At 64.3% G+C, this 10,469-nt stretch carries 7 protein-coding genes; 5 read left to right on the forward strand and 2 right to left on the reverse strand.

What is annotated here, in order from left to right; translation table 11 throughout:
* Positions 1-16: 16 nt before the first annotated feature.
* Positions 17-2,851, reverse strand: coding sequence for an excinuclease ABC subunit UvrA (gene uvrA / locus ACZ899_RS21950; protein ID WP_232857404.1), 2,835 nt, complete (start codon positions 2,849-2,851; stop codon positions 17-19).
* Positions 2,852-2,980: 129 nt separating this feature from the next.
* Between uvrA and ACZ899_RS21955 the strand changes: the two genes are divergently transcribed.
* Positions 2,981-4,375: an MFS transporter gene (locus ACZ899_RS21955; RefSeq protein ID WP_203650012.1), complete on the forward strand. Its 1,395-nt coding sequence runs from the start codon at positions 2,981-2,983 to the stop codon at positions 4,373-4,375.
* Positions 4,376-4,384: 9 nt separating this feature from the next.
* Entirely contained in the window at positions 4,385-4,930 is a 546-nt protein-coding gene (locus ACZ899_RS21960) for a single-stranded DNA-binding protein (RefSeq protein ID WP_028690243.1), read from the forward strand.
* 115 nt (positions 4,931-5,045) lie between these two features.
* On the opposite strand, the gene ACZ899_RS21965 is transcribed toward ACZ899_RS21960, so the two are convergent.
* Positions 5,046-5,543 (reverse strand): GlcG/HbpS family heme-binding protein, encoded by a 498-nt coding sequence (locus ACZ899_RS21965; RefSeq protein WP_234560555.1) that lies wholly within the window; start codon positions 5,541-5,543, stop codon positions 5,046-5,048.
* 254 nt (positions 5,544-5,797) lie between these two features.
* Here ACZ899_RS21965 and fdnG point away from each other — a divergent pair, with 254 nt between their 5' ends.
* Genes fdnG through ACZ899_RS21980 form a run of 3 tightly spaced genes read left to right on the forward strand, consistent with a single transcriptional unit; the run spans position 5,798 to position 10,469 of the window.
* Positions 5,798-8,866, forward strand: coding sequence for a formate dehydrogenase-N subunit alpha (gene fdnG / locus ACZ899_RS21970; RefSeq protein ID WP_234560556.1), 3,069 nt, complete (start codon positions 5,798-5,800; stop codon positions 8,864-8,866).
* The gene (gene fdxH / locus ACZ899_RS21975; RefSeq protein WP_203650021.1) at positions 8,866-9,816 is read left to right on the forward strand and encodes a formate dehydrogenase subunit beta; all 951 of its coding nucleotides are present in this window, start codon (positions 8,866-8,868) and stop codon (positions 9,814-9,816) included. Before fdnG ends, fdxH begins: the two co-directional genes overlap by 1 nt.
* Positions 9,813-10,469 carry a formate dehydrogenase subunit gamma gene (locus ACZ899_RS21980; RefSeq protein ID WP_203650023.1) on the forward strand — a complete coding sequence of 219 codons (657 nt, stop codon included), beginning with the start codon at positions 9,813-9,815 and terminating at the stop codon, positions 10,467-10,469. Before fdxH ends, ACZ899_RS21980 begins: the two co-directional genes overlap by 4 nt.

The raw sequence follows: 10,469 nt of genomic DNA on the forward strand, positions 1-10,469 counted from the left end.
AGCAGCCCCATTGCCGTTAAGCCCGATCCCGCTCCAGCAGCGGCTTCAGGTAATGCCCGGTATACGACTGCTTCTTCTCGGCCAGTTCCTCCGGCGTACCGCAGGCAATGATCTGCCCACCCTTGGAGCCGCCCTCCGGCCCCAGGTCCACCAGCCAGTCGGCAGTCTTGATCACATCCAGGTTGTGCTCGATCACCACCACGGTATTGCCGTGGTCACGCAGGCGGTGCAGCACGTCCAGCAGTTGCTGGATATCGGCGAAGTGCAGGCCGGTGGTCGGTTCGTCGAGGATATACAGGGTCTTGCCGGTGTCGCGCTTGGACAGCTCGCGTGACAGCTTGACCCGCTGCGCCTCGCCACCCGACAGGGTGGTCGCCGACTGTCCCAGCTTGATGTACGACAGGCCGACATCCATCAGCGTCTGCAGCTTGCGCGCCAGGGCCGGGACCGCGTCGAAGAACTCGCGGGCATCCTCGATGGTCATTTCCAGCACCTCGTGGATGTTCTTGCCCTTGTACTTGATCTCCAGGGTTTCGCGGTTGTAACGCTTGCTCTTGCACACGTCGCAGGGCACGTAGATGTCCGGCAGGAAGTGCATTTCCACCTTGATCAGGCCGTCACCCTGGCAGGCCTCGCAGCGCCCGCCCTTGACGTTGAACGAGAAGCGCCCCGGGCCGTAGCCACGGGAGCGCGACTCCGGCACGCCGGCGAACAGCTCGCGGATCGGCGTGAAGATGCCGGTGTAGGTCGCCGGGTTGGACCGAGGCGTGCGGCCGATCGGGCTCTGGTCGATATCCACGACCTTGTCCAGGTGCTGCAGGCCATCGACGCTGGCGTGCGGCGCGGCCTCCAGGCTGCTCGCGCCGTTGAGCGCGGTGGCGGCGAGGGGGAACAGGGTGTTGTTGATCAGCGTCGACTTGCCCGAGCCGGACACGCCTGTCACGCAGGTCAGCAGGCCGATCGGCACTTCCAGGTCGACGTTCTGCAGGTTGTTGCCGCGCGCGCCCTTGAGCTTGAGCGACAGCTTCTTGTTGCGCGGGGTGCGCTTGGCCGGAACGACGATCTTCTTGCGCCCGGACAGGTATTTGCCGGTCAGCGAGTCGGGGTGCGCCATGACTTCCTCGGGCGAGCCCTCGGCGACGATCTGGCCTCCATGCACGCCAGCGCCCGGGCCGATATCCACCACGTAGTCGGCCAGGCGGATGGCGTCCTCGTCGTGCTCTACCACGATCACCGTGTTGCCCAGGTCGCGCAGGTGGTTGAGGGTGGCCAGCAGGCGGTCGTTGTCCCGCTGATGAAGACCGATGGACGGTTCATCGAGGATGTACATCACTCCCACCAGGCCGGCGCCGATCTGGCTGGCCAGGCGGATACGCTGGGCCTCGCCGCCGGACAGGGTATCGGCGCTGCGGTCCAGCGTCAGGTAATCGAGGCCGACGTTGACCAGGAACTGCAGGCGCTCGCAGATCTCCTTGAGGATCTTCGCCGCGATCTCGCCACGGCGGCCGGTCAGGGTTAGGTCGCTGAAATAGTTGCTGGCTTCACCGATCGGCAGGTTGGTCACCGCCGGCAGGGTCTTCTCGCCGACCCATACATGGCGGGCCTCGCGGCGCAGGCGGGTGCCGCGGCAGTCGGGGCAGGGCTGGGTGCCGAGGAACTTGGCCAGCTCCTCGCGCACGGTGGCCGATTCGGTCTCGCGGTAGCGGCGCTCGAGGTTGGGTACGATGCCTTCGAAAGGATGCGAGCGCTTGACGATGTCGCCACGGTCGTTGAGGTACTTGAAATCGACGCTCTGCTTGCCGCTGCCCTGCAGGATGACCTTCTGGTGCTCGGCCGACAGCTCGCCGAACGGTTCCTCGAGACTGAAGCCGTAGTGCGCGGCGAGTGAGCCGAGCATCTGGAAGTAATAGACGTTGCGCCGGTCCCAGCCACGTATCGCGCCTTCGGCCAGGGTCAGCTCGGCGTTGACCAGGCGCTTGGTGTCGAAGAACTGCTTCACCCCCAGGCCGTCGCAGGTCGGGCAGGCACCGGCCGGGTTGTTGAAGGAGAACAGCTTGGGCTCCAGCTCGCTGATCGCATGGCCGCAGATCGGGCAGGCAAAGCGCGCGGAAAAGATCGCCTCCTCGCCTTCCTCATCGTCCATCGGTGCGACCAGGGCAATGCCGTCGGCCAGCTTGAGGGCGGTCTCGAATGACTCGGCCAGGCGCTGCTGCAGGTCGGCGCGAACCTTGAAGCGGTCCACCACCACATCGATGCTGTGCTTCTTCTGTTTATCCAGCTTGGGCAGTTCGTCGAGCTCGTAGAGCTTGCCGTTGACCCGGGCGCGGACGAAACCCTGGGCGCGCAGCTCGTCGAACACCGCCAGATGCTCGCCCTTGCGCTCGCGGATCACCGGGGCCAGCAGCATCAGCTTGCTGCCTTCGGGCTTTTCCAGCACCAGGTCGACCATCTGGCTGATCGTTTGCGCCTCCAGTGGGATATCGTGGTCCGGGCAGCGCGGGGTGCCGACGCGGGCATAGAGCAGGCGCAGGTAGTCGTAGATCTCGGTGATGGTACCGACGGTCGAGCGCGGGTTGTGCGAGGTCGACTTCTGCTCGATGGAGATCGCTGGCGACAGACCTTCGATGGTGTCGACGTCGGGCTTTTCCATCATCGATAGGAACTGCCGGGCATAGGCCGACAGCGACTCGACGTAGCGGCGTTGGCCTTCGGCATACAGCGTGTCGAATGCCAGCGAGGACTTGCCGGATCCGGACAGGCCGGTGATCACGATCAGCTTGTCCCGAGGCAGGGTCAGGTCAATGTTCTTCAGGTTGTGGGTACGTGCCCCACGGATCAGGATCTTGTCCACTACGGCCTCGCTCGGCGGGCATAAACAAAGGAGTATACGGCGCGCTGCCATGACGCGGCAAAGCGTCGCGTATATGCCGCCAAGGCGTCGGACTGATAGAATCGCCGCCGGTTCACACGAGGTTAATCCATGCACGACACCCACAACGAGCGCATGAGTGGCAGCGAAACCCGCGCCGCCAGCGGCCTGGCCCTGGTCTTCGCCTTTCGTATGCTGGGCATGTTCATGGTACTGCCGGTGCTGGCCACCTACGGCATGGACCTGGCCGGTGCCACGCCTGCGCTGATCGGCCTGGCCATCGGCGCCTACGGCCTGACCCAGGCCGTGCTGCAGATTCCGTTCGGGGTGATTTCCGACCGCATCGGCCGCCGTCCGGTGATCTACGTGGGGTTGATCATCTTCGCCCTGGGCAGCGTGCTGGCGGCCCAGGCCGATTCCATCTGGGGCGTGATCGCCGGGCGCATCCTGCAGGGCGCGGGGGCCATTTCCGCGGCGGTGATGGCGTTGCTCTCCGACCTGACCCGCGAGCAGCACCGGACCAAGGCCATGGCCATGATCGGCATGAGCATCGGCCTGTCGTTCGCGGTGGCGATGGTGGTCGGCCCGCTGTTGACCCGCGCCTTTGGCTTGTCAGGATTGTTCCTTGCCACCGCAGGACTTGCCCTGGTCGGCATCGGCCTGATCGCCTTCGTCGTGCCCAATTCGCACAATGTGTTGACCCATCGCGAGTCCGGTGTCGCCCGTCAGGCTCTAGGTCCGACCCTGCGCAATCCGGACCTTCTGCGCCTGGATATCAGCATCTTCGTGCTGCACGCGATCCTGATGGCCAGCTTCGTGGCGCTGCCCCTGGCCTTCGTCGAGCGCGGCGGGCTGCCCAAGGAGGAGCACTGGTGGGTGTACCTGACCGCGTTGCTGGTTTCATTTTTTGCAATGATCCCCTTCATCATCTATGGGGAAAAGAAGCGCAAGATGAAACGCGTGTTGCTCGGCGCGGTCAGTGTCCTGCTGCTGGTGGAGGTGTTCTTCTGGCAGTGGGCTGACAACTTGCGCGGACTGGTGATCGGCACCGTGGTATTCTTTACTGCATTCAACCTGCTGGAGGCATCCTTGCCTTCGCTGGTCAGCAAGGTGTCACCTGCCGGTGGCAAGGGGACGGCGATGGGGGTGTACTCCACCAGCCAGTTCCTCGGCGCCGCGCTGGGAGGCATCCTCGGTGGCTGGTTGTTCCAGCACGGTGGCTTGAGCATGGTGTTCCTGGGATGTGCCGTATTGTGCGTCCTGTGGTTGCTCACTGCGTTGCGCATGAATGAGCCGCCGTACGTGACCAGCCTGCGCATGCCGCTGACGCCTGAAGCGGTCCGGGAAGCCGGGCTGACCGAGCGCCTGATGGCCGTGCCGGGTGTGACCGACGCCGTGGTGGTGGCAGAAGAAGCCGCCATCTATATCAAACTGGATACGAAAATTTTGGACCGTGCGACCCTCGAGCGTCTGGTGAACCCAGCCTCTGCGGCGTGCGAAGCCTAGGAGAACGTTATGGCCCGTGGGGTTAACAAAGTCATTCTGGTCGGTACCTGCGGTCAGGATCCCGAAGTCCGCTACCTGCCCAACGGTAACGCCGTGACCAACCTGAGCCTGGCCACCAGCGAGCAGTGGACCGACAAGCAGTCGGGCCAGAAGGTCGAGCGTACAGAGTGGCACCGTGTGTCGCTGTTCGGCAAGGTTGCCGAGATTGCCGGCGAGTACCTGCGCAAGGGTTCGCAGTGCTACATCGAAGGCAAGCTGCAGACCCGCGAGTGGGAAAAGGACGGTATCAAGCGCTACACCACCGAGATCATCGTCGACATCAACGGCACCATGCAGCTGCTCGGCGGGCGTCCTCAGGGTCAGCAGGGTGGTGGCGACCAATACAACCAGGGTGGTGGTAACAACTACAACCAGGGTGGCCAGCAGCAGTACAACCAGGCTCCGCGCCAGCAAGCTCCGCGTCCGCAGCAGGCGCCACAGCGCCCGGCGCCGCAACAGCCGGCTCCGCAGCCAGCCGCTGACTTCGACAGCTTCGACGACGATATTCCGTTCTGATCCATTCCTGGGGCACCCATGGCGCCCTTGTGGAACGAAGTTGTAACAAGAAACCTGCTTCATGCCTGAAGCGGGTTTCTTTTTGTCTGGGCAACCAGGCAGGCGCCTGCCAGGATCAGCCCTCTTCGAGTGCCGTCCTTGCAAATTGGGCGTCCAGTTCCGGCGTCGCTCCGCTGATACCGATTCCACCGATATGCCTGCCGTTGACATCCATGATCGGCAGTCCGCCTTCCAGCAGGGTGAATCCGGGCAGCGAGGCGTACGGATTGGCTGGCAACGCGGCGCTGCGCTCGCCAAGCGAGCGGGACGACAGCGGGAAGCGGGCGGATGTCTCGGCCTTCAGCTGCGCGACCTGGATGCTGCCGCTGCTGGTGCCATCCATGCGCTGGAAGTACTTCAGGTTGCCGTGGTTGTCGACGATGCTGATGACGATGGCGACGCTTTGGGCGCGGGCGGCACGCTCGGCGGCATCGGCCATGGCCCGTGCTCGCTCGGCGGTGATCTGCAACGCGGCGGGAGGGGCGTGATCATCGCCTCCTGTTGCCGCCATGCTGGGTTGAGCGAGTACTGGGATGCCGATCAAAAGTGTGGTCAAGAGGTGCTTGATGTTCATGCCTGCGGTCCTCCTCCATGTGTGATCCATCAACCTAACAGGCACAGAATGTGTCGTGGCGTAGTCCATTTCCGGTAGCAATGTAGGATTTGTATGGGGGAGAAGGCGATTTGCCTCGCGCCTGATCCAGATCATCACGCTTTGCAGATTCTTGACTAGGCTTAACAGTTGGCGGTTTCTGTCCACCGCCACCGTGAAGTCCCTGAGGCGCCGGCCAAGTCCCGTGCGCCCGAGAACCTGATCAGGAGTGCACGATGGATCTCAACCGTCGGCAATTCTTCAAGGTCGCCGCCGTCGGCCTTGGAGGCTCGAGCCTCGCGGCGTTGGGCATGGCCCCGACACCCGCGTTCGCCGAGCAGGTGCGCCACTTCAAGCTGGCGCATACCAAAGAAACCCGTAACACCTGTCCTTACTGCTCGGTCGGCTGCGGCCTGATCATGTACAGCCAGGGTGACGCGGGCAAGAACGTCAAACAGAACATCATCCACATCGAGGGCGACGCGGACCATCCGGTCAACCGCGGCACCCTGTGCCCGAAAGGCGCTGGCCTGCTGGACTTTATCCACAGCCCCAGCCGCCTCAAGTACCCCGAGGTGCGCAAGCCGGGCAGCAGCGAGTGGACCCGCATCGACTGGGACGAAGCCCTCGATCGTGTCGCCGACCTGATGAAACAGGACCGCGACGCCAACTTCATCGAGAAGAATGCCCAGGGCCAGACGGTCAACCGCTGGCTCACCACCGGCTTTCTCGCCGCGTCCGCCGCTTCCAGCGAAGCGGGTTACATGACGCACAAGGTGATCCGTTCGCTGGGCATGCTGGGGTTCGATAACCAGGCGCGTGTCTGACACGGCCCGACGGTGGCAAGTCTTGCCCCGACGTATGGCCGTGGCGCGATGACCAATCACTGGTCTGACATCGCCAACGCAAACCTGGTCCTGGTGATGGGCGGCAACGCCGCTGAAGCGCACCCGTGCGGCTTCAAGTGGGTGACCGAAGCCAAGGCGCACAACAAGGCGCGGCTGATCGTGGTCGACCCGCGGTTTACCCGTACCGCCTCGGTGGCCGATTACTACGCGCCGATCCGTACCGGCAGCGACATCGCCTTCATGGGCGGGCTGATCAACTACCTGCTGAGCAACGACAAGATCCAGCACGAGTACGTGCGCAACTACACCGACGTGTCGTTCATCGTCAAAGAAAACTATGGCTTCGAGGACGGGCTGTTCAGCGGCTACGACGCGGCCAAGCGCGTGTATGCCGACAAGTCCGGCTGGGGCTACGAGCTGGGCGAGGACGGTTTCGCCAAGGTCGATCCGACCCTGCAGCACCCGCGTTGCGTCTACCAGCTGATGAAGCAGCACTACAGCCGCTACACGCCGGAACTGGCGAGCATGACCTGCGGCATGCCCCAGGACCAGATGATGAAGATCTGGGAAGAGATCGCCACCTGCTCGACGCCGGGCAAGACCATGACGATTCTCTACGCCCTGGGCTGGACCCAGCACTCGATCGGCGCGCAGATCATTCGCAGCGCGGCCATGGTGCAGTTGCTGCTGGGCAACGTCGGCATGCCGGGTGGCGGGGTCAACGCCCTGCGCGGTCACTCCAACATCCAGGGCCTGACTGACCTGGGGCTGCTGTCGAACTCGCTGCCGGGCTACCTCACGCTGGCCGGAGACGCCGAGCAGGACTACACCGCCTACATCGACAAGCGCGCCTCCAAACCGCTGCGCCCGGGGCAGCTGTCGTACTGGCAGAACTACGGCAAGTTCCACGTCAGCCTGATGAAGGCCTGGTACGGCGCCAACGCCACCGCGGCCAACAACTGGGGCTACGACTGGCTGCCCAAGCTCGACGTGCCGGCCTACGACGTGCTGCGCATGTTCGAGATGATGGGCCAGGGCAAGGTCAACGGCTACATGTGCCAGGGCTTCAACCCGATCGCCGCGCTGCCGGACAAGAACCGCGTCACCGCGGCCCTGGCCAAGCTCAAGTGGCTGGTCATCATGGACCCGCTGGCCACCGAGACCTCGGAGTTCTGGCGCAACGCCGGCCCGTTCAACGACGTCGACACCGCCAACATCCAGACCGAGGTGATCCGCCTGCCCACCACCTGCTTCGCCGAGGAGGACGGCTCGCTGGTCAACAGCAGCCGCTGGCTGCAGTGGCACTGGAAGGGCGCCGACGGTCCGGGCGAGACCCGTACCGACGTGCACATCATGAGCGAACTGTTCCTGCGCCTGCGCAAACGCTACCAGCAGGAGGGCGGCGCCTACCCCGACCCGCTGCTCAACATCAGCTGGCCGTACAAGGTGCCTGAAGAGCCTTCGCCCGAGGAGTTGGCCAAGGAGATGAACGGCTGGGCGGTCAGCGACCTCACCGACGCCACCGGTGCCACGCTCAAGGCCGGCCAGCAGCTGGCCGGCTTCGCCCAGATGAAGGACGACGGCAGCACCGCGTCCGGCTGCTGGATCTTCGCCGGCAGCTGGACCGAGCAGGGCAACCAGATGGCCCGGCGCGACAACAGCGACCCGTACGGCATGCACCAGGTGCAGAACTGGGCCTGGGCCTGGCCGGCCAACCGGCGCATCCTCTACAACCGTGCCTCCAGCGACCCGCAAGGCAAGCCGTGGGACCCGGAGAAGAAGCGCCTGGTGTGGTGGAACGGCAAGGCCTGGACCGGCACCGACGTGCCGGACTTCAAGGTCGACTCGCCACCGGAAGCGGGGATGAACCCGTTCATCATGAACCCCGAGGGCGTGGCGCGGTTCTTCGCCATCGACAAGATGGCCGAGGGGCCGTTCCCCGAGCACTACGAGCCGTTCGAGACGCCGATCGGCATCAACCCGCTGCATCCGCAGAACAAGAAGGCCACCAGCAACCCGGCCGGGCGGATCTTCGATTCGGTGTGGGACACCCTCGGCACCCACGACGAGTTCCCCCATGCGGCGACCACCTACCGGCTGACCGAGCACTTCCACTTCTGGAGCAAGCATTGCCGGCTCAACGCCATCGCCCAGCCCGAGCAGTTCGTCGAGATCGGCGAGGTGCTGGCGAACGAGAAGGGCATCAAGGCTGGCGACCGGGTGCGGGTATCGAGCAAGCGCGGACATATTGATGCGGTGGCGGTGGTGACCAAGCGGATCCGTCCGCTGCAGGTCAACAACCAGACCGTGCACCAGATCGGCATCCCGTTGCACTGGGGCTTCACCGGTGCCACCCGGCATGGCTACCTGACCAACACCCTGGTGCCGTTCCTCGGTGACGGCAACACGCAGACACCGGAGTCCAAGTCGTTCCTCGTCAAAGTGGAGAAACTCTGATGGCCAGCCAAGACATCATCGCCCGCTCGGCCACCACCACCGTACCGCCCTCGGTACGCCAGCAGCAGGAAGTCGCCAAGCTGATCGACACCACCAAGTGCATCGGCTGCAAGGCCTGCCAGGTGGCGTGCTCGGAGTGGAACGAACTGCGTGACGAGGTCGGCCACAACCACGGCACCTATGACAATCCCCAGGACCTCAGCGCCGAGACCTGGACCCTGATGCGCTTTACCGAGCACGAGCGCGACGACGGCAACCTGGAGTGGCTGATCCGCAAGGACGGCTGCATGCACTGCGCGGACCCTGGCTGCCTGAAGGCCTGCCCGAGCCCGGGGGCGATCATCAAGCACGCCAACGGCATCGTCGACTTCAACCAGGACCATTGTATCGGTTGCGGCTACTGCATCACCGGCTGCCCGTTCAACATCCCGCGCATCTCGCAGAAGGACCACAAGGCGTACAAGTGCACCCTGTGCTCTGACCGCGTGAGTGTCGGCCTGGAGCCGGCTTGTGTGAAGACCTGCCCGACCGGGGCGATTGTCTTCGGCAGCAAGGAGGAGATGAAGGTGCATGCCGACGAGCGCATCGTCGACCTGAAGTCGCGGGGGTACGAGAACGCCGGGCTGTACGATCCGGACGGGGTCGGTGGCACCCATGTGATGTATGTGTTGCATCACGCCGACACGCCGCGGATCTACGCCGGCCTGCCGGACCAGCCTGTGATCAGCCCGCTGGTGGGGCTGTGGAAGGGCTTCAGCAAGCCGCTGGCGCTGCTGGCCATGGGCGCGGCGGTACTGGCCGGGTTCTTCCACTATGTGCGCGTGGGGCCGCAGCGGGTCGAGGAGGACGAGCATCCGACACCTGTGGATGACACGGTCCACCAGGTGGACCCGGCGGTGCATGTCTATGATCCGAACCGCCCGGGCGGGCAGGGGGAGCAACGGCCATGAACGACAACAAGCCTATCCTGCGCTACAACGCCAACGAACGGAGCAACCACTGGGTCGTGGCGATCCTGTTCGTGCTGGCCGGCCTTTCGGGGCTGGCGCTGTTCCACCCGGCGCTGTTCTGGCTCAGCCACCTGTTCGGCGGCGGGCCGTGGACGCGGATCCTCCATCCGTTCATCGGCGTGGCCATGTTCGTGTTCTTCCTCGGGCTGGTGCTGCGCTTCTGGCGCGCCAACTTCATCACCGCCAACGACCGCCTGTGGCTGCGCCGCATCGACCGGGTGATGCTCAACAAGGAAGAGGGCGTACCGCCGATCGGCAAGTACAACGCCGGGCAGAAGCTGCTGTTCTGGACCTTGCTGGCCTGCATGCTGGTGCTGCTGGTCAGCGGCGTGGTGATCTGGCGCGCGTACTTCAGCCATTGGTTCGGCATCGACGTCATTCGCCTGTCCGCGCTGCTGCATGCCCTGGCGGCGTTCGTGCTGATCCTCAGCATCATCGTGCATATCTATGCCGGGATCTGGATCAAGGGCTCGATCGGCGCCATGCTGCATGGCTGGGTCAGCCGCGCCTGGGCACGCAAGCACCATGAACTGTGGTACCGGGACGTGACCGGCGACAAGACGCCACACAACCACGGTGGAAAAGAAGGATGA

This window comes from Pseudomonas sp. TE31087, assembly GCF_057284075.1.